The organism is Burkholderia semiarida (assembly GCF_029268935.1).
GTDB classification, from domain to species: Bacteria; Pseudomonadota; Gammaproteobacteria; order Burkholderiales; family Burkholderiaceae; genus Burkholderia; species Burkholderia semiarida.
In genome coordinates, this window is sequence record NZ_JAHLCL010000007.1 from 1,764,933 (window position 1) to 1,783,384 (window position 18,452).

General features: G+C 64.6%; 18 protein-coding genes. 6 read left to right on the forward strand and 12 right to left on the reverse strand.

The annotated features are described in order from the left end of the window. Positions 1–90: 90 nt before the first annotated feature. The 6 genes from ubiA to recG form a co-directional block, all read right to left on the reverse strand. Entirely contained in the window at positions 91–954 is an 864-nt protein-coding gene (ubiA, locus tag KPB06_RS21180) for a 4-hydroxybenzoate octaprenyltransferase (protein WP_059574305.1), read from the reverse strand. Positions 955–1,161: 207 nt separating this feature from the next. Then, entirely contained in the window at positions 1,162–1,650 is a 489-nt protein-coding gene (dpsA, locus tag KPB06_RS21185) for a non-specific DNA-binding protein DpsA (protein WP_059574306.1), read from the reverse strand. A 120-nt stretch (positions 1,651–1,770) separates the two neighbouring features. After that, the gene (locus KPB06_RS21190) at positions 1,771–1,941 is read right to left on the reverse strand and encodes a hypothetical protein (RefSeq protein ID WP_185716491.1); all 171 of its coding nucleotides are present in this window, start codon (positions 1,939–1,941) and stop codon (positions 1,771–1,773) included. A 110-nt stretch (positions 1,942–2,051) separates the two neighbouring features. Continuing rightward, complete coding sequence (gene katG / locus KPB06_RS21195) at positions 2,052–4,238, reverse strand: catalase/peroxidase HPI (RefSeq protein WP_275906292.1); 2,187 nt, start codon at positions 4,236–4,238, stop codon at positions 2,052–2,054. Positions 4,239–4,862: 624 nt separating this feature from the next. Further along, positions 4,863–5,822, reverse strand: a complete 960-nt coding sequence (locus KPB06_RS21200; protein WP_006754461.1) for a LysR substrate-binding domain-containing protein — start codon at positions 5,820–5,822, stop codon at positions 4,863–4,865. A gap of 126 nt (positions 5,823–5,948) precedes the next feature. Continuing rightward, positions 5,949–8,264, reverse strand: coding sequence for an ATP-dependent DNA helicase RecG (gene recG / locus KPB06_RS21205; RefSeq protein ID WP_275906293.1), 2,316 nt, complete (start codon positions 8,262–8,264; stop codon positions 5,949–5,951). Positions 8,265–8,431: 167 nt separating this feature from the next. Between recG and queA the strand changes: the two genes are divergently transcribed. Together queA and tgt are read left to right on the forward strand one after the other, a co-directional pair. Beyond that, on the forward strand, positions 8,432–9,499 hold the full coding sequence (gene queA, locus KPB06_RS21210; RefSeq protein WP_059581187.1) for a tRNA preQ1(34) S-adenosylmethionine ribosyltransferase-isomerase QueA: 1,068 nt from the start codon (positions 8,432–8,434) through the stop codon (positions 9,497–9,499). A gap of 197 nt (positions 9,500–9,696) precedes the next feature. Further along, the gene (tgt, locus tag KPB06_RS21215) at positions 9,697–10,896 is read left to right on the forward strand and encodes a tRNA guanosine(34) transglycosylase Tgt (RefSeq protein WP_059581185.1); all 1,200 of its coding nucleotides are present in this window, start codon (positions 9,697–9,699) and stop codon (positions 10,894–10,896) included. 292 nt (positions 10,897–11,188) lie between these two features. Here the strand turns inward: tgt and KPB06_RS21220 are convergent, their stop codons facing one another. Beyond that, positions 11,189–11,527: a hypothetical protein gene (locus KPB06_RS21220; RefSeq protein WP_124658309.1), complete on the reverse strand. Its 339-nt coding sequence runs from the start codon at positions 11,525–11,527 to the stop codon at positions 11,189–11,191. After that, positions 11,517–12,077 carry a hypothetical protein gene (locus tag KPB06_RS21225; RefSeq protein ID WP_275906294.1) on the reverse strand — a complete coding sequence of 187 codons (561 nt, stop codon included), beginning with the start codon at positions 12,075–12,077 and terminating at the stop codon, positions 11,517–11,519. Before KPB06_RS21225 ends, KPB06_RS21220 begins: the two co-directional genes overlap by 11 nt. A gap of 593 nt (positions 12,078–12,670) precedes the next feature. Here KPB06_RS21225 and yajC point away from each other — a divergent pair. From yajC to secF, 3 genes are all read left to right on the forward strand, one after another. Continuing rightward, positions 12,671–12,994, forward strand: a complete 324-nt coding sequence (gene yajC / locus KPB06_RS21230) for a preprotein translocase subunit YajC (RefSeq protein ID WP_006476868.1) — start codon at positions 12,671–12,673, stop codon at positions 12,992–12,994. 106 nt (positions 12,995–13,100) lie between these two features. After that, the gene (secD, locus tag KPB06_RS21235) at positions 13,101–15,119 is read left to right on the forward strand and encodes a protein translocase subunit SecD (protein WP_059581177.1); all 2,019 of its coding nucleotides are present in this window, start codon (positions 13,101–13,103) and stop codon (positions 15,117–15,119) included. 18 nt (positions 15,120–15,137) lie between these two features. Beyond that, complete coding sequence (secF, locus tag KPB06_RS21240; protein WP_059581175.1) at positions 15,138–16,088, forward strand: protein translocase subunit SecF; 951 nt, start codon at positions 15,138–15,140, stop codon at positions 16,086–16,088. Between the two features lie 165 nt (positions 16,089–16,253). Here secF and KPB06_RS21245 read toward each other — a convergent pair whose 3' ends face one another. After that, the gene (locus KPB06_RS21245; RefSeq protein ID WP_089464549.1) at positions 16,254–16,559 is read right to left on the reverse strand and encodes a hypothetical protein; all 306 of its coding nucleotides are present in this window, start codon (positions 16,557–16,559) and stop codon (positions 16,254–16,256) included. 2 nt (positions 16,560–16,561) lie between these two features. Between KPB06_RS21245 and KPB06_RS21250 the strand changes: the two genes are divergently transcribed. After that, positions 16,562–16,804, forward strand: coding sequence for a hypothetical protein (locus KPB06_RS21250; protein WP_059581171.1), 243 nt, complete (start codon positions 16,562–16,564; stop codon positions 16,802–16,804). 14 nt (positions 16,805–16,818) lie between these two features. Here the strand turns inward: KPB06_RS21250 and KPB06_RS21255 are convergent, their stop codons facing one another. From KPB06_RS21255 to KPB06_RS21265, 3 genes are read right to left on the reverse strand one after another with little or no spacing between them, the layout of a single operon-like run. Beyond that, a complete protein-coding gene (locus KPB06_RS21255; protein ID WP_226094209.1) occupies positions 16,819–17,250 on the reverse strand; it encodes a hypothetical protein in 432 nt (143 codons plus the stop codon). A 5-nt stretch (positions 17,251–17,255) separates the two neighbouring features. Beyond that, on the reverse strand, positions 17,256–17,690 hold the full coding sequence (locus KPB06_RS21260) for a lysozyme inhibitor LprI family protein (RefSeq protein WP_059581169.1): 435 nt from the start codon (positions 17,688–17,690) through the stop codon (positions 17,256–17,258). After that, complete coding sequence (locus KPB06_RS21265) at positions 17,678–18,418, reverse strand: LysM peptidoglycan-binding domain-containing protein (RefSeq protein WP_104012429.1); 741 nt, start codon at positions 18,416–18,418, stop codon at positions 17,678–17,680. The genes KPB06_RS21260 and KPB06_RS21265 overlap by 13 nt, the downstream gene beginning before the upstream one ends. Between the last annotated feature and the right edge of the window lie 34 nt (positions 18,419–18,452).

Sequence of the window (18,452 nt, forward strand, 5' to 3'; positions counted from 1 at the left end):
CCGGTTTTGCCGGCGCTGGACGTAAAAAAAGCGGCCCGACGGTCGCTTTTTTACGTCCAGCATTGCGTGCAAAGACACGCGCAGCGCCGTTCAATGACCGGCCAGCAGGTACTGCACGGCAATGCCCGCGAACAACACGCCGCCGAGCCAGTTGTTGTGGCGGAACGCCGCGAAGCACGGCATCCGTTCGCGATCCTTGATCAGCGTGTAGTGATACAGCGCGCAGCCGACCGCCGCCGCCCAACCCACCCAGTACGCAAGGCCGAAGCCGAGCGTCGCGCCGATCCACACGTAGATGCCGAGCGTCACCGCGTAACACAGCATGACTGCCGCGACGTCGAAGCGGCCGAACGTCAGCGCCGACGTGCGGATGCCGATCTTGATGTCGTCGTCGCGGTCGACCATCGCATATTCGGTGTCGTACGCGACCGACCAGAAGATGTTCGCGACCAGCATCACCCACGCAAGCACCGGCACCGTGTCCTGCACGGCCGCGAACGCCATCGGGATGCCGAAGCCGAACGCGATGCCCAGATACGCCTGCGGAATCGCGAAGAAGCGTTTCATGAACGGATAGGAACCGGCGACGAACAGCGCGACGACCGACAGTTCCTTCGTCAGCGTATTGAGCGGCAGGATCAGCAGGAACGCGATGAACGACAGCCCGACCGCGATCGCGACGGCTTCCCACGCCCGGATCTTGCCCGACGTCAGCGGCCGGTCGGCCGTGCGCTTCACGTGGCGGTCGAAATCGCGGTCGGCGTAGTCGTTCATCGCGCAGCCGGCCGAGCGCATCAGCAGCGTGCCGAGCACGAAGATTACGAGCAGCGGCCAGCGCGGGTGGCCGTCCGATGCGATCCACAGCGCGTTGAGCGTCGGCCACAGCAGCAGCAGGCTGCCGATCGGCTTGTCCATCCGGACGAGCCGCAGATACAGGGGAAAGCGGGCAAGCATGGTGAAGCACCGGGAAGGGAATCCCGGCATTTTAGAGCCGAGCGGGGCTCCGCGTCATGTCGGCGCGACCCGCGGCCAGCGGCCGAGGCGGGCCGGCTGGCCGCCGAGGCCCGCCGCGCGTGGCCACACGGTCGCACGCATCGATCAGGGGACAGATTCGAGACCGGCCGGCATCGGGCCGGCCTGAAGTCCGCGGCAGCGCGAAGCTTACGCGAGCAGCGACCGCAGCATCCATGCGGTCTTTTCATGCGTCTGCAGACGCTGGGTCAGCAGGTCGGCGGTCGGCTCGTCGCTCGCCGCGTCGGCGATCGGGAAGATCTCGCGCGCGGTGCGCACGACCGCCTCGTGCCCTTCGACGAGCTGGCGGATCATGTCCTCGGCGGCCGGCACGCCCTTCGCTTCGGGCACCGACGACAGTTTCGCGAAATCGGCGAACGTGCCGGGCGCGACGACGCCCAGCGTGCGAATGCGCTCGGCAACGGAATCGACCGCGAGCCACAGTTCGTTGTACTGCTCCTCGAACATCAGGTGCAGCGTGTTGAACATCGGTCCGGTCACGTTCCAGTGGAAATTGTGGGTCTTCAGGTACAGCGTAAACGTATCGGCAAGCAGGCGCGACAGGCCGTCCGCGATGTTCTTGCGGTCCTTGTCGCTGATACCGATGTTGATTTGCGTGGCGTTGCCTTTCTTGGCCATCTTCGAGACTCCTCATTCGAAATGTTGAACCGGCGAAAATGCGTCGAGCAAGCCGCATGCCGCGTCGCGCGGCATCCGTTCGCGACTCGCCAGTTTAACGTCGCGAAGGCGTCGCCGCACTCAACCGCCGGCGATCGACATGAACGGCCCGAGCACGTGCAGCGCCTGCGAGACCAGTTCCGCCGCCCCGCCGACGACGATCGCGAAGCCAACGGTGTAACGCGCCAGCTCGACCGGCGATCGCAGAATGGGCGACGCCGCGGCGCGCACGTTGAGCATCATCTGGGTCATGATCGTCACTCCTTCGACAAGACATCGTTCAGAGAAGAAACGGCCGGTCGTTCGACCGGCCGCTTCACGTTACTGCGTGACTGCATCACCGCATCAGGATGCGGCCGGGTTCACGCGAGATCGAAGCGGTCGAGGTTCATCACCTTGTTCCAGGCGGCGACGAAGTCGCGCACGAACTTCTCCTTCGCATCCGCGCTGCCGTACACCTCGGCCAGCGCGCGCAACTGCGAGTGCGAGCCGAAGATCAGGTCGACGCGCGTGCCCGTCCACTTGACCGCGCCCGTCGCACGGTCGCGCCCCTCGAACACGTCGTTCGCGCCCGACACCGGCTTCCACTCCGTACCCATGTCGAGCAGGTTCGTGAAGAAGTCGTTCGTCAGCGTGCCCGGACGGTCGGTGAACACGCCGTGCTTCGAGTCGCCGACGTTCGCGCCGAGCACGCGCAGGCCGCCGACGAGTACCGTCATCTCCGGCGCCGTCAACGTCAGCAACTGCGCCTTGTCGACCAGCAGCGCCTCGGCCGGCGTCTTGTACGCGTGCTTCAGGTAGTTGCGGAACCCGTCCGCCACCGGCTCGAGCACGGCCATCGCGTCGACGTCGGTTTCTTCCTGCGACGCATCCATCCGGCCCGGCGCGAACGGCACCGTGATCGCGACACCCGCGTTCTTCGCCGCCTGCTCGACGCCGGCCGCGCCGGCCAGCACGATCAGGTCGGCCAGCGACACCTTCTTGCCGCCCGTCTGCGCATCGTTGAACGCCTTCCGCACGCCTTCGAGCGTTTCGAGCACCGCCGCGAGCGCCGCCGGCTGGTTCACTTCCCAGTCCTTCTGCGGCGCGAGACGAATGCGCGCGCCGTTCGCGCCGCCGCGCTTGTCCGAGCCGCGGAACGTCGCCGCCGACGCCCATGCGGTCGACACGAGCTGCGACACCGACAGGCCGGTGGCCAGCACCTTCGCCTTGAGCGCGGCGACGTCGGCGGCGTCGATCAGCGGGTGATCGACGGCCGGGATCGGGTCCTGCCACAGCAGGTGTTCCGCCGGCACGTCCGGGCCGAGATAGCGCGAGCGCGGGCCCATGTCGCGGTGCGTGAGCTTGAACCATGCGCGTGCGAACGCGTCGGCGAACTCGGCCGGGTTCTCGTAGAAGCGGCGCGAGATCTTTTCGTAGGCCGGGTCGAAACGCAGCGACAGGTCGGTCGTCAGCATCGTCGGGCGATGCTTCTTCGACGCGTCGTACGCATCGGGAATCACTTCGTCGGCATCCTTCGCGACCCACTGGTGCGCGCCGGCCGGGCTCTTCGTGAGCTCCCATTCGTAGCTGAACAGGTGCTTGAAGAAATCGTTGCTCCACTGCGTCGGCGTCGACGTCCACGTGACTTCGAGGCCGCTCGTGATCGTGTCCTTGCCCTTGCCCGTGCCGAACGTGCTCTTCCAGCCGAGGCCCTGCTGCTCGATGCCCGCGGCTTCCGGCTCGGGGCCGACGTTCGAGGCCGGGCCGGCGCCGTGCGTCTTGCCGAACGTGTGGCCGCCCGCGATCAGCGCGACCGTTTCCTCGTCGTTCATCGCCATGCGCGCGAACGTCTCGCGGATGTCGTGCGCGGCGGCCACCGGGTCGGGGTTGCCGTCCGGGCCTTCCGGGTTCACGTAGATGAGGCCCATCTGCACCGCGGCGAGCGGGCTTTCGAGCTCGCGCTTGCCGGTGTAGCGGCTGTTCGGGCCGCCGCTCAGTTCCAGCCAGATCTTTTCCGAGCCCCAGTAGACGTCGTCCGGCTCCCACGTGTCGACGCGGCCGCCGGCATAGCCGAAGGTCTTGAAGCCCATCGATTCGAGCGCGACGTTGCCGGTCAGGATCAGCAGGTCGGCCCACGAGATGTTGCGGCCGTACTTCTGCTTGATCGGCCACAGCAGGCGGCGGGCCTTGTCGAGGCTGACGTTGTCCGGCCAGCTATTGAGCGGCGCGAAGCGCTGCTGCCCGCCGCCGGCGCCGCCGCGGCCGTCGGCCGTGCGGTAGGTGCCGGCGCTGTGCCACGCCATGCGCACGAACAGGCCGCCGTAGTGGCCGAAGTCGGCCGGCCACCAGTCCTGCGAGGTCGTCATCAGCGCGTGCAGGTCCTGCTTCACCGCGGCGAGATCCAGCTTCTTGAACGCTTCTGCGTAGTCGAAATCCGGGTCCATCGGATCGGACAGCGCCGAATGCCGATGCAGCACGTTCAGGTTCAGCTGATTCGGCCACCAGTCCTTGTTCGTCGTGCCGCTGCCTGCGGTGTGGTTGAACGGGCACTTCGATTCGTTCGACATGCTTTTTCTCCTTTACTTGCTCGTAGGCCCCCACGTGCCGGGCGCGGTTCGTGGAGCATTGCGGGGGGTAAGAAACAGAACGGGCGGATTCTCCTGTCGCGCTACCGGACGTCGTGCGCGGCCTTCCGCACGCGTTCCCGCTGTCGCGCGCCGCAGGCGGGGCGCTCGGGGAAGCGGCCGCCGGCTGCCGTCGTGCCAGTGAGGCGGGTGTTTTTTCCGGTATCGGACATGCGATGCTCCGTCATGGCTTGACCGCAGGTGAATCGGGGGAACACAGGACCGGCGCGGGGCGGCACTCATCCGCCATACACACGATCCGCCAGGTACGCGAATGCAATCGGACGCAGGCTGCGGACCGCCGCCCTGGCGCGATGCACGATTGTCCCGCGCGACGGGACGTTCCACTGCGCGTGCTGCAATACCGACCGCATGATGACATCCTCCTTTGACGCTTGCATTCAACGTGCATCCCGCACGTCGGCTCGATGCCGATCCATGGTGAGGATTCTATATAAATCTATCAATTATTTGAATTTAATAAATTTTATCTATTTGATAGGGAAAAATAAACGGGGTCGCACGACCCCGTTCATCACGCTGCCACACACGCATGCACAACGCGCGTCAGTTCATCGTGGCCGGCATGTCGAGCTTCGCGACACCCGGCAGCTCGCACGCGGCAATCGCGTCGCTGATCGCGTCGATCGCCGGCATCCGCGTGAAGCTCTTGCGCCATACGAGCACGACGCGGCGGTCGGGCACCGGTTCGTTGAACGGCACGTACGACAACAGCTCGGCATCCGGGCCGTTCGCGCGCGGGCCGATCTCGGCGACCGACATCCGCGGCAGCACGGTGATGCCGACGCCGCTCGCGACCATGTGGCGGATCGTCTCGAGCGACGAGCCCTCGAAGGTCTTCTGGATGCCGTCGGCCGTCTGCGAGAAGCGCATCAGCTCCGGACACACGCCGAGTACGTGATCGCGGAAGCAGTGGCCGTTGCCGAGCAGCAGCATGGTTTCCTGCTTCAGGTCCTCGGCGTCGATTTCGTCGCGCTTCTCCCACGGATGGCCGGCCGGTAGCGCGACGACGAATGGCTCGTCGTACAGCGGCCGCACCATCAGGCCGGTTTCGGGGAACGGCAGCGCCATGATCGCGGCGTCGATCTCGCCCTGCTTCAGCAGTTCGAGCAGCTTCAGCGTGTAGTTCTCCTGCAGCATCAGGGGCATCTGCGGCACCCGCTGGATCATCTGCTTGACGAGCGTCGGCAGCAGGTACGGCCCGATCGTGTAGATCACGCCGAGGCGGAACGGGCCGACGAGCGGGTCCTTGCCCTGCTTCGCGATCTCCTTGATCGCGAAAGTCTGCTCGAGTACGCGCTGCGCCTGGGTGACGATCTGGTCGCCGATCGGCGTCACGCTCACTTCGCTCGCGCCGCGCTCGAAAATCTGCACGTTGAGCTCGTCTTCGAGCTTCTTGATCGCCACCGATAGCGTCGGCTGGCTCACGAAGCACGCTTCGGCCGCACGGCCGAAATGCCGCTCGCGCGCGACTGCGACGATGTATTTCAATTCAGTCAGCGTCATTGTGGGTCAATCAGAGATATACAGGCGATAGGTTTAATTTATACACCTGTTGGCACCGGTTCGCCAAGTTTCTCTGCATCGCGATGCGTCGATCGGTGGCGTTCGATGCGGCCCCGAGCCGGTGGATCAGGCCTTCAGGTACTGCTCGCGCGCGCCGAGCCAGCGCGCCAGATGCTGCGTGACGACCTCAGGATACGCGGCAATCAGCCGCGCCGCGGCCTCGCGGGCCGGCTCGATCAGCCAGCCGTCGGTCTCGAGGTTCGCGAAGCGCAGCATCGCCGCGCCCGACTGGCGCGCGCCGAGGAATTCGCCGGGCCCGCGGATTTCGAGGTCGCGCCGCGCGATCTCGAAGCCGTCGGTCGTCTCGCGCATCGTCTTCAGCCGCTCGCGACCGGCGATCGACAGCGGCCCGGTGTACAGCAGCACGCACACCGACGCCGCGGTGCCGCGCCCGACACGGCCGCGCAACTGGTGCAGCTGCGCCAGGCCGAAGCGCTCCGCGTGCTCGATCACCATCAACGACGCGTTCGGCACGTCGACGCCGACCTCGATCACGGTCGTCGCGACCAGCAGCTGCACTTCGTTGCGCGTGAACGCGTCCATCACGGCCGCCTTGTCGGCCGGCGACAGCCGGCCATGCACGAGGCCGACCTTCAGTTCGGGGAGCGCGGCGGCGAGCGTCTCGTAGGTTTCGACGGCCGTCTGCAGCTGCAGCGTCTCGCTCTCCTCGATCAGCGGGCACACCCAGTACACCTGGCGCCCGGTCAGCGCGGCCTCGCGCACGCGGGCGATCACCTCGTCGCGCCGCGCGTCGCCGACGAGGCGCGTGAGCACGGGTGTGCGGCCGGGCGGCAACTCGTCGATCGTCGACACCTCGAGGTCCGCGTAGTACGTCATCGCGAGCGTGCGCGGGATCGGCGTGGCCGACATCATCAACTGGTGCGGCTGAAAGTCGCGCGCGCCGTTGGCCGCGTTCGCCGCCTTCGCGCGCAGCGCGAGACGCTGCTCGACGCCGAAACGGTGCTGCTCGTCGACGATCACGAGGCCGAGCCGCGCGAATTCGACCGTATCCTGGATGATCGCGTGCGTGCCGATCACGAGCTGCGCGGTGCCGAGCGCGGCCGCCTCGATCGCCGCGCGTTTCTCCTTCGCCTTCAGGCTGCCCGCGAGCCACGCGACCTTCACGCCGAGCGGCTCCAGCCACGCGCGCAGCTTGCGCGCGTGCTGCTCCGCGAGGATTTCGGTGGGCGCCATCAGCGCGGCCTGGTAGCCGGCGTCGATCGCCTGCGTGGCGGCCAGCGCGGCGACGACCGTCTTGCCGCTGCCGACGTCGCCCTGCAGCAGGCGTTGCATCGGGTGCGCGAGCGTGAGGTCGTGCGCGATTTCGTCGACGACGCGCGCCTGCGCGCCGGTCAGCGTGAACGGCAGCGCCGCGTAGAAACGCGTCGTCAGCGCATCGGCATCGGCCGCGCCGCGGCGCGGCATCGCGGGCGCGGCGCGCGTGCGGCGCTCCTCGTGCGCCCGCTTGAGCGACAGTTGCTGCGCGAGCAACTCCTCGAACTTGATGCGCGTCCACGCCGGATGCGAGCCGTCCATCAGCGCGGCTTCGTCGGAATCGACGCGCGGATGGTGCAGGATGCGCACCGCCTGCTCGAGCGTCGGCACGTCGAGCGGCTTCAGGTAATCGCGCTGGATCTCGGGCGGCAGCAGTTCGGGCAGCGGCGTGCGCTCGACCGCGTTCTCGATCGCCTTGCGCAAGTACGCCTGCGATACGCCGGCCGTGCTCGGGTAGACGGGCGTGAGCACCTGCGGCAGCGGCGCGTCGGCTTCGACGACGCGCACGGTCGGATGCACCATCTCCATCCCGAAAAAACCGCCGCGCACGTCGCCGCGCACGCGCAGCCGCTGGCCGACGGCCATCTGCTTGACCTGCGACCCGTAGAAATTCAGGAAGCGCAGCACGAGCTGCTCGCCGTCGTCGTCCTGGATCTTCACGACCAGCTGGCGGCGCGGCCGGTAGGCGACCTCGTTGTCGAACACGACGCCTTCGGTCTGCGCGATGCCGCCCGGCAACAGCTCGCCGATCGGCGTGAGCGTGGTTTCGTCCTCGTAGCGCATCGGCAGATGCAGCACGAGATCGATCGAACGCGTGAGGCCGAGCTTCGCGAGCTTGTCGGCGGTTTTCACCGGCTTGTCGGCGGCCGGCTTCTTCTTGCGCTTCGAGCCGGCCGCGCCTGCTTCGTCGCTCGCGGCGGCGGCGCCGTCGGCCTCGGGCGCGGCCGCCGCAGGCTGCGCGAGCCGGCCGTCGGCGCCGCGCTTCGGGCCGGCGCGGCGCGCGCCGGGGCCCGCTGCGGGCGGCGCTAACGAGCCGGCATCGTCCGCGTCGAACGGATCGGCGGAATCGGCGACGGCAGCGGGGGAACGGCGTGGTGACACGGGCATCGGATCGTCTGGGTGCTTCGCAAGGCAAGTACAATAGCGGCTTTCACGTCGTCCGAACGAACGACGCCGGCCAGGCCGCGCATCCCGTCATCATAGCGGCTCGCGCGCCCCGATTACGCGTTTCCGCCCTGCCGGCGACGCCCGCCGGCCGCTTCGAACCAGCCCGCATGTTCACGCTTTCCGATTTCGATTTCAATCTGCCGCCCGAGCTGATTGCACAAACCGCGCTGCCCGACCGCACCGCGAGCCGCCTGCTCGAGGTGGACGGCACCGTCGAGCCCGCCCGCCTCGTCGACCGCCATTTCACCGAGTTGCCGGCGTGCATCGCGCCCGGCGACCTGCTCGTGTTCAACGATACCAAGGTGCTGAAGGCGCGTTTCTTCGGCCAGAAGGCCAGCGGCGGCAGGATCGAGGTGCTGATCGAGCGCGTGACGGGCACGCACACGGCGCTCGCGCAGATCCGCGCGAGCAAGTCGCCGGGCGCCGGCACGACGCTGCGTCTGGCCGATGCGTTCGACGTGACGGTCGGCGAGCGCGTCGAGCCGTTCTTCACGCTGCACTTTCCCGCGCCGTGCCTCGACCTGATCGAGCAATACGGCCGCCTGCCGCTGCCGCCGTATATCGAGCACGATCCCGACGCGACCGACGAAACGCGCTACCAGACGGTCTACGCGAGCAACCCGGGCGCGGTCGCTGCTCCTACGGCCGGCCTGCATTTCGACCAGCCCCTGCTGGAGAAGCTCGACGCGATGGGCGTCGAGCGCGCGACGCTCACGCTGCACGTCGGCGCCGGCACGTTCCAGCCGGTGCGCGTCGAGAACATCGCCGAGCACAAGATGCACAGCGAGTGGTACGACCTGCCGCAGTCGCTCGTCGACAAGATCGCCGCGACGCGTGCGCGCGGCGGCAACGTGATCGCGGTCGGCACGACGTCGATGCGCGCGCTCGAAGCCGCGGCGCGCTCGGCCGACGAAGCCGGCCGCGCGCTCGCGGCGACGCAGGCCGAGACCGACATCTTCATCACGCCCGGCTATCGTTTCCGCGTGGTCGACCGGCTCGTCACGAATTTCCATCTGCCGAAATCGACGCTGCTGATGCTGGTGTCCGCGTTCGCGGGCGTCGAGACGATCCGCGCCGCGTACCGGCACGCGATCGAAGAACGCTACCGGTTCTTCAGCTACGGCGACGCGATGCTGCTCACGCGGCGCGACACGCCGGAGGCGCCGGGCGCGTAAGCGCGGCGTGCGCGATCACGCACCGGCCTGCGATCGCCAGCAGCCGGTGCGTGCCGCGCGGTCGCGCCGCGCGCTGTTACCCCGTTTTCCCGCCGTACGCGCTACGATGGCGCGCACCCGCTTTCCCCGCCGCCGGCTGCCCGGCGGCGTTTCCAACATGCGCCGAACTGTTCTTCGGTGGCAAGGAGAATGACGCGATGACCGAAGGTTCATCCCACGATACGCACGCTCATCCGAGCGCCCCCGTGCAGGACCGCCCCGCCAACGGGCTCGAATTCGAACTGCTGACGACCGACGGCCACGCGCGCCGCGGCCGCGTGAAGCTCAACCACGGCACGGTCGAGACGCCGATCTTCATGCCGGTCGGCACGTACGGCACCGTGAAGGCGATCCAGCCGCGCGAGCTGCACGAGATCAAGGCCCAGATCATCCTGGGCAACACGTTCCACCTGTGGCTGCGCCCGGGCCTCGACACGATCGACGCGCACGGCGGCCTGCACGGCTTCATGGGCTGGAACAAGCCGATCCTGACCGACTCCGGCGGCTTCCAGGTGTTCTCGCTCGGCGACCTGCGCAAGATCACCGAGGACGGCGTCACGTTCGCGTCGCCGATCAACGGCGACAAGCTGTTCCTGTCGCCGGAAGTGTCGATGCAGATCCAGAAGGTGCTGAACTCGGACATCGTGATGCAGTTCGACGAATGCACGCCGTACGCGACCAACGGTGTGCCGACGACGCACAAGGAAGCGGCCGACTCGATGCGCATGTCGCTGCGCTGGGCGAAGCGCTCGCTCGACGAATTCAACCGGCTCGGCAACCCTAACGCGCTGTTCGGGATCGTCCAGGGCGGGATGTTCGAGGATCTGCGCGACGAATCGCTCGCGGGCCTCTCGGAACTCGGCTTCCACGGCCTCGCGATCGGCGGGCTGTCGGTGGGCGAGCCGAAGGAAGACATGATGCGCGTGCTGCGGCACGTGGGCCCGAAGCTGCCGGCCAGCAAGCCGCACTACCTGATGGGCGTCGGCACGCCGGAGGATCTGGTCGACGGCGTCGCGAACGGCATCGACATGTTCGACTGCGTGATGCCGACCCGCAACGCGCGCAACGGCTGGCTGTTCACGCGCTTCGGCGACGTGAAGATCCGCAACGCGACGCACAAGAACTCGCTGAAGCCGCTCGATTCGACCTGCACCTGCTACACGTGCCAGAACTTCTCGCGCGGCTACCTGCATCACCTGCACCGGGTCGGCGAAATCCTCGGCGCGCAGCTCAACACGATCCACAACCTGCACTATTACCTGCAACTGATGAGCGAGATCCGCGACGCGATCGAAACGCATACGTTCGACGCATTCCGGCAGCGCTTCGCGGAGGATCGGGCGAGAGGGGTCGACTGACGGTAAATTCGCACACGGCGCGCGCGATCTTCCATCACCATCGAGTTGCGCTTATGCCGAAAAGCCGGCCTGCCGCGTGCCGGGCACGCTCCCGTGTCACGCGGCCGGCCGAAGCCATGCCTCGAACGCCGCTCGATAGCAATCCGTGCCCCCGACATTCGGCCGGCCGATGAGTCGATGCGCACCCTTCTGCAGCACGCCGGAGTCGAGATCCGCTTGTCGCCCTGACAAGTCAGTCCGCACCGCAACATGAAAAGCGCGCACAAGCGTCTCGTTCGCCATACATCCTTTTTTATAAGCTGATCCACTTCAGGAACTTCCCCCAGAGCCCTTGCTTGTCCCGCGGGTCTTCATCCTTTCGTCCCGACGAGATGTAGTCGAAAATAAAATCCGAGACACCCTCTATGGTTAGCGGAAAATCGTCCTCGATGAACACCGGGATATTAAAATGCTTGAACGTCATCGTTATGAACATCGTAATATCATCGTGATCAATTTTGAAATCGCCGAGAATATCCGTATCTTTTGATATCTCGCTCCGCTCAACAAACCCAATCTCCCTGACAAAAATATCAATCACCGTCTCGATGATCTCCTTTTTAGACGGCACCGGTCGAGCTTCAGCTTCCATATCTCGCGTCATACGCACACTTGCCAATAACCACTGCGTCGATCACCCCCAGAGCAATAGCACCATACCCGGAAGCGCGTCCAACAACTCCGAATACACGAATCGTACCCAGAGTTTTCCGGGCAAGTCCCGCCGCCATGGAGCCGGAAGGCAATACCAATCTCGGGAAAAATTTGAGACCCACACTACTGACAATATTCGTGTATTTACTGGCCCTTGGATGCACCATGTGTCCAAGAAGTTTTTTATGGATCGGCATTCCAGCCACACCCGTCAAAACAGCCGAGCCTGTTAGACCATAATGATCTTTCGCACACTCCCACAGATCCACCCCGAGGGACGCTTCCGGTTCAGGCAATTCAGACGACGGGGAAAATGACAATACCTCGTAGCCAACATGATTTTCGGCTGGTGCAACAACAATCGCGCCGACATTACCGGGATGCCGACTCAAATCGACGAACAAGCGAGACAGATCGGGGCGAAATCCATTGATTCGTTCACGATTTATTTCGTCGATGCCCTGAATCACGGCGGAACGAAGCGACATCTGCACCTCTACTGTCAATTATCCTGACATCACCGTAACCGAAATTCCATCTCGAAAATAGCGAGATCCCATTACGCGCCGATCCAGCCCGGTGGCGAGGGGCGAATCGCTCGCGGGCCTGTCGGAATGCCCGCCGCTACCCGTTGCCGGTCTGCTCGCGGTGAGGGCTGATCGAGTACGTCTCGAACGACATCGGCCTGTCCGACTGCACGATGCCGCCCGCCACGCGACACACCGGCATTCGCCGCGGCGAGTCGATGCAAGCCGTAGTACCGTCCGCGCAGCACGGCTCGCGCCCTGCGGTTCGTCGCCGCAATCGACCAAACGGTCGAGACCCATATGCTTGACGCGTTCCACATAACGTCGGCCGGCCGACCAGGTGGCCAGCAAGAATAGGACTAGTACTAAAAACGCGCCGACATCTATCAGTCCAGATCGCCAAACATTACAATTACCTTCCATATCAGTCGCAACGTCGCCGGCTCGCACTTTAAGCACTTGATCTCAAAGCGCATGTGTCGCTCCGTTGCGGCATGGGGCCGGTGGTAGAATGACCGGCTTATTTTTCGATCTTCCCCTACGGAGAGACCAACGTGCCGTTCATTTCCAATGCCTTCGCGCAAGGTGCCGGTGGCGCCGAATCGAGCCTGATGAGCTTCCTGCCGCTCATCCTGATGTTCGCGGTGCTGTACTTCATCATGATCCGTCCGCAGATGAAGCGCCAGAAGGAACACCGCAACATGCTCGCGGCCATGGCGAAGGGCGACGAAGTCGTCACGAGCGGCGGCCTCGTCGGCAAGGTGACGAAGGTCACCGAAGGCTACATCGGCGTCGAAATCGCCGAAGGCACCGAAATCACCGTGCAGAAGGCTGCCGTCACGACCATTCTGCCGAAGGGCACGATCAAGTCGCTGTAAGGCCTTCACCGAGCGTCCGGCTCCCCGCGCCGTGCCCGCCTGAGAGAGCGGGCCGCCGCGGCGCCGGACGCGACGCTTTCACGCCAACCACCCGTTCGGCCCCCTCATGAATCGTTATCCACTCTGGAAATATGTCGTGATGGTCGTGGCGCTCGCCATCGGCCTTCTGTACACATTGCCCAACTTCTTCGGCGAAGCGCCGGCGGTGCAGGTGTCGAGCGGCAAGGCCACGGTCAAGCTCGACTCGACCACGCTGACCCAGGTCGAATCGGCGCTCGCGTCCGCGCAGATCAAGCCGGACGACATCACCTTCGAGAACACGGCGACCAGCGCGAACATCCGCGTGCGCCTGAAGGACACCGATACGCAGCTGCGCGTCAAGGACCTGCTGCAGAAATCGCTGAACACCGACCCGAACGATCCGCAGTACGTCGTCGCGCTGAACCTGCAGAGCGCGTCGCCGCGCTGGCTGACCGCGCTGCACGCGCTGCCGATGTATCTCGGCCTCGACCTGCGCGGCGGTGTGCACTTCCTGCTCCAGGTCGACATGACGGGCGCGCTCACGAAGAAACTCGACTCCGACGCGTCCGACGCACGCGCGCTGCTGCGCGACAAGAACATCCGCGACGGCGGCGTGAGCCGCGTCGAGCAGTCCGTGGTCGTCAACTTCAGCGATGCGCAGACGGCGGAAGATGCCCGCAAGGTGCTCGCCGCGTCGATCACCGAGCTGCAATGGGCGACCCAGCCCGGCGGCGGCGGCACGCAGGTGGTCGGCACCTTCACGCCGGCCGTGCAGAAATCCGTCGAGGACGCCGCGCTCAAGCAGAACCTGACGACGCTGCACAACCGCGTCAACGAACTCGGCGTGTCCGAGCCGATCCTGCAACAGCAGGGCAGCGACCGCATCGTCGTCGAGCTGCCGGGCGTGCAGGACACCGCGAAGGCGAAGGACATCATCGGCCGCACCGCGACGCTCGAGGCGCGTCTTGCCGATCCGATCAACACGCACCCGAACCCGAACGACCCCGTGCCGCCGGGCGAGGAGCTGTTCACGCAGGGCAACCAGGCGCCCGTGCTGCTGAAGAAGGACGTGATCTTCACCGGCGACCGCATCATCGACGCATCGGCCGGCTTCGACGAACACCAGCGTCCGTCGGTCAACATCCGCCTCGATTCGGCGGGCGGCCGCGCGGTGCGCACGGTGTCGCGCGAGAACATCGGCAAGCCGATGGCGATGGTGCTGTTCGAGAAGGGCAAGGGCGAAGTGCTGACGGTCGCGACGATCCAGTCCGAACTCGGCGACCGCTTCCAGATCACGGGCCAGCCGACGCCGCAGGCCGCGGCCGATCTCGCGCTGCTGCTGCGCGCCGGTTCGCTCGCCGCGCCGATGGACATCATCGAGGAACGCACGATCGGCCCGAGCCTCGGCGCCGACAACATCAAGATGGGCATCCACTCGGTGATCTGGGGCTTCTGCGCGATTGCCGTGTTCATGATCGCGTACTACATGCTGTTCGGCGTGGTATCGGTGATCGGCCTGTCGGTGAACCTGCTGCTGCTCGTCGCCGTGCTGTCGCTGATGCAGGCGACGCTGACGCTGCCCGGTATCGCGGCAATCGCGCTCGCGCTCGGCATGGCGATCGACTCGAACGTGCTGATCAACGAGCGCGTGCGCGAAGAACTGCGCGCCGGCCAGCCGCCGCAGCTCGCGATCCAGGCCGGCTACGCGCACGCGTGGGCGACGATTCTCGATTCGAACGTCACGACGCTGATCGCCGGCCTCGCGCTGCTCGCGTTCGGCTCGGGCCCGGTTCGCGCGTTCGCGATCGTGCACTGCCTCGGCATCCTGACGTCGATGTTCTCCGCGGTGTTCTTCTCGCGCGGGATCGTCAACCTCTGGTACGGCGGCCGCAAGAAGCTGAAGTCGCTCGCGATCGGCCAGGTGTGGAAGCCGGAAGGCGCGGCCGCCGCGTCGTTCACCGACGCGGACGAATCGACCGACACCGCGCGCGCCGCGAAGCTCGCCGCCCCGGCGAAGGGCAATGCGCCGCGCGCCGGCAAGCCGCAGTTGCGCAACCGCGCGCAGCAAGGCGTGTCGCCGAAGAAACCGGGCTCGACCCAATAAGGCCCCGGAGACGAAGCCATGGAATTTTTCCGCATCCGTAAAGACATTCCGTTCATGCGGCACGCGCTGGTGTTCAACGTGATCTCGCTGGTCACGTTCCTCGCCGCCGTGTTCTTTCTGTTCCACCGCGGGCTGCACCTGTCCGTCGAATTCACCGGCGGTACGGTGATCGAGGTGCAGTACCAGCAGGCCGCGGAGCTCGAACCCGTGCGCGCGACGCTCGGCAAGCTCGGCTATGCCGACGCGCAGGTGCAGAACTTCGGCACGTCGCGCAACGTGCTGATCCGCCTGCAGTTGAAGGAAGGCCTCACGTCCGCGCAGCAGAGCGACCAGGTGATGGGCGCGCTGAAGGCGCAGAGCCCGGACGTCACGCTGCAGCGCGTCGAGTTCGTCGGTCCGCAGGTCGGCCGCGAGCTCGCGACCGACGGTCTGCTCGCGCTCGCGTGCGTCGTGATCGGCATCGTGATCTACCTGTCGTTCCGCTTCGAATGGAAGTACGCGGTGGCCGGCATCATCGCCAACCTGCACGACGTCGTGATCATTCTCGGCTTCTTCGCGTACTTCCAGTGGGAGTTCTCGCTGGCGGTGCTCGCGGCGATCCTCGCGGTGCTCGGCTACTCGGTCAACGAGTCGGTCGTCATCTTCGACCGGATCCGCGAGACGTTCCGCCGCGAACGCAAGATGAGCGTGCAGGAAGTGATCAACCACGCGATCACGACCACGATGTCGCGTACGATCATCACGCACACGTCGACGGAAATGATGGTGCTGTCGATGTTCTTCTTCGGCGGCCCGACGCTGCACTACTTCGCGCTCGCGCTGACGGTCGGCATCATGTTCGGCATCTACTCGTCGGTGTTCGTCGCGGGCTCGCTCGCGATGTGGCTCGGCATCAAGCGCGAAGACCTGATCAAGGAAAAGAAGACCGCGCACGATCCGGACGATCCGAACGCGGGCGCGCAGGTTTGAGCGCTGCGCGGTTTCGGCGGATATACGAAGGCCGGTCCTGTTGGACCGGCCTTTTTTCATGTGGGCGTCGCCGCCCTCTTCTCGCGACGCGACGGCACGGGCGGCGGGCTACGGTATCGTGCCGGCATGGCTCGTGCCGTCGCGTCGCGATGGGGACATGGCCCGCTATTTCAACGGTAAGTCAGACACCGCGTCGCGTAGTTGCGCGGCGCGTCTGTTGTTGAGTTCTGCAACACAGGCCAGACGCTGCATCTCAAGTGCATTGCCTATAGCACCTCCGCCCAATGAGGAGACGCCAATCACTCCGTTCGAGCATTCGCCGCGCAGTTCGCGCTCACTCTGAACCCAGGTATCCGGCGCGGCTATGGAGATGATTGGAAAAGTAATAGCCGCGACTAATAATACGATTTTTCGCATATTCGCCCTGTCCTGCATTGCATCGCCTTCAATGCGCAGTTGGCTTTGCCGCATAAGTGAAACCACCACCCGGCGCGCCCGATGCGAACCGGCTCGTGCCCGTCCCGTTCCCGCACGCGAAGGTCGCTCGGTCGACGAGCGCGGCGCTGCCGCCGCGTGAAATCGGCACGACCGTCGACTCGCAACTCCGGCAAGCGCTCGATGCGCTGGTAGGGCGCGCGATTGCGAAGGTTGATGCGAAACCATGGTCGATGCCGGCGAAGCCGGTCTGCGAATCGGAAGGTAATCCGTCTACATGATTCCGGCTTCCAACTCAATCTGGCCCGGTCATCGAGCACGACAATATTTGCCTTTCTGGTAACGGTGAATTACTCCATTCCGGTAAATCTCTTTTCCGAAACCCTTCCAAAGATTGGTAGCCGCTCACGTTCCAGTTGTAGCCGCTTGCTCGCTCAACTTCTACGACAGAGTAACGGCATCGACTACTGCGATTCTTCAAACGAAAGACTATTCGCTCCTGGTCGCCATCGAATTTCTTCTCCAGAATTTCGTAGGGGGACGACTTGCAGATGCTGTAGCTTGAATTCCACTCGATCGTCTTAGCGCGTACATAGAGTGCACCCGAACAGGCTCTGCCGGTTCCCTGGAAGTTGCCTGTAAAAGCGTTGTCGGCAGCGACTGTCGCACTCCAGACACCGCCAGGAGAGGTGGACGCCGCCAAGACCATGAGCACGCGCCAATTCATGCGCGCTACTTCAGTGGCAAGTCAGACACCGCGTCGCGTAGTTGCGCGGCGCGCCTGTTATTGAGTTCTGCAACACAGGCTAGCCTCCTCATCTCAAGCGCATTGCCAATGGCGCCCCCGCCCAATGCCGAGGCGAATGCGCATTGCGCTTCACGGTATTTCACGAAAGCTTTCTTCGACGCGGCCAGCCTTGTCGTGGCCAGACTGATGAACTTGGAGTCCTCATCCCACTTGGCAAACGCATTACGCACCTTTTCTTCGGCACGCCTCAGCTCGACCTCACTGTCCTCCTGCTTCCGCTGCAAACACTCTCTTACGCCAGTCACTCCATTCGAGCATTCGCCGCGCAGTTCGCGCTCGCTCTGAACCGAAGTATGCGAGGCAGCTATCGAAACGAGCGGAAAGGCAACAGCTGCAACTAAAAATACTATTCTGCGCATATCGCCCCCGTCCTTTTCTGCATCGCCTTCAATGCATAGTCGAGTTTTGCCGCGTAATTGAAATCGCCTCCTCCGTTATAGCGTTGTGCTATCAACGTTGTGGAGATCTGTCGCCAGCTTGTGATGACGCGTTGCACAGACGCTTTCTGATACTTCAACGTCTGCCCAGGTCGTAGAACGGCAGCGGTCGGATTGAACTTTCTCAGCGTATCTACTGTGCTTGCTTGCGCCTTTGCAATCTTGTCGAGGTTATCGCCTGGCTTAACGATGACCTCATAGATTTTGACATCGACGTTCGACACGCTGCGGTACTCATAATGAGCCGTTTTCATCAGCAAGTAACCGATCCCCGCACGAATGTTATGTGCCGGCATGCTTCGGACCGACCCCATCGTCAGTTGTCCCTTCCAGGCCGGTGGCAGAATCAAGTCGCCACCCTCGTTTCCCGACAGCAAGGATGACAGCCCTGGATCGCCAGGAACGCCGATGCGCATCGGCCTGATGTTCCATTCCGAGTTAGCCGGACCGGATTCGACCCATAACATTGCCTTGACAAGCTGCCAATCCAACGGCCTATACCCAGCTATCCCGGAAAGATGACGGTTGTACTCATCAACTGCCATCCGGATTTCGCAATCCCAGGAATCCCATTTGGCATCTCCGGCCGCCTTGTCAATGCCGTCCTGCCATTTCTCGAAACCTGTCTTCGCTGGTGCTTGAATCGCCATATCAGTCCTTTCCGGTCAATTGCCGGGTGGTGTG

Coding starts and splice junctions, on each gene's coding strand:
- KPB06_RS21200 (WP_006754461.1), bottom strand. CDS start 5,822: ATGACGCTGACTGAATTGAAATACATCGTCGCAGTCGCGCGCGAGCGG.
- KPB06_RS21220 (WP_124658309.1), bottom strand. CDS start 11,527: ATGGAAGCTGAAGCTCGACCGGTGCCGTCTAAAAAGGAGATCATCGAG.
- KPB06_RS21190 (WP_185716491.1), bottom strand. CDS start 1,941: ATGACCCAGATGATGCTCAACGTGCGCGCCGCGGCGTCGCCCATTCTG.
- KPB06_RS21245 (WP_089464549.1), bottom strand. CDS start 16,559: ATGCGGCAAAGCCAACTGCGCATTGAAGGCGATGCAATGCAGGACAGG.
- tgt (WP_059581185.1), top strand. CDS start 9,697: ATGACCGAAGGTTCATCCCACGATACGCACGCTCATCCGAGCGCCCCC.
- KPB06_RS21265 (WP_104012429.1), bottom strand. CDS start 18,418: ATGGCGATTCAAGCACCAGCGAAGACAGGTTTCGAGAAATGGCAGGAC.
- katG (WP_275906292.1), bottom strand. CDS start 4,238: ATGTCGAACGAATCGAAGTGCCCGTTCAACCACACCGCAGGCAGCGGC.
- KPB06_RS21255 (WP_226094209.1), bottom strand. CDS start 17,250: ATGAATTGGCGCGTGCTCATGGTCTTGGCGGCGTCCACCTCTCCTGGC.
- queA (WP_059581187.1), top strand. CDS start 8,432: ATGTTCACGCTTTCCGATTTCGATTTCAATCTGCCGCCCGAGCTGATT.
- recG (WP_275906293.1), bottom strand. CDS start 8,264: ATGCCCGTGTCACCACGCCGTTCCCCCGCTGCCGTCGCCGATTCCGCC.
- KPB06_RS21225 (WP_275906294.1), bottom strand. CDS start 12,077: ATGTCGCTTCGTTCCGCCGTGATTCAGGGCATCGACGAAATAAATCGT.
- secF (WP_059581175.1), top strand. CDS start 15,138: ATGGAATTTTTCCGCATCCGTAAAGACATTCCGTTCATGCGGCACGCG.
- secD (WP_059581177.1), top strand. CDS start 13,101: ATGAATCGTTATCCACTCTGGAAATATGTCGTGATGGTCGTGGCGCTC.
- KPB06_RS21260 (WP_059581169.1), bottom strand. CDS start 17,690: ATGCGCAGAATAGTATTTTTAGTTGCAGCTGTTGCCTTTCCGCTCGTT.
- ubiA (WP_059574305.1), bottom strand. CDS start 954: ATGCTTGCCCGCTTTCCCCTGTATCTGCGGCTCGTCCGGATGGACAAG.
- dpsA (WP_059574306.1), bottom strand. CDS start 1,650: ATGGCCAAGAAAGGCAACGCCACGCAAATCAACATCGGTATCAGCGAC.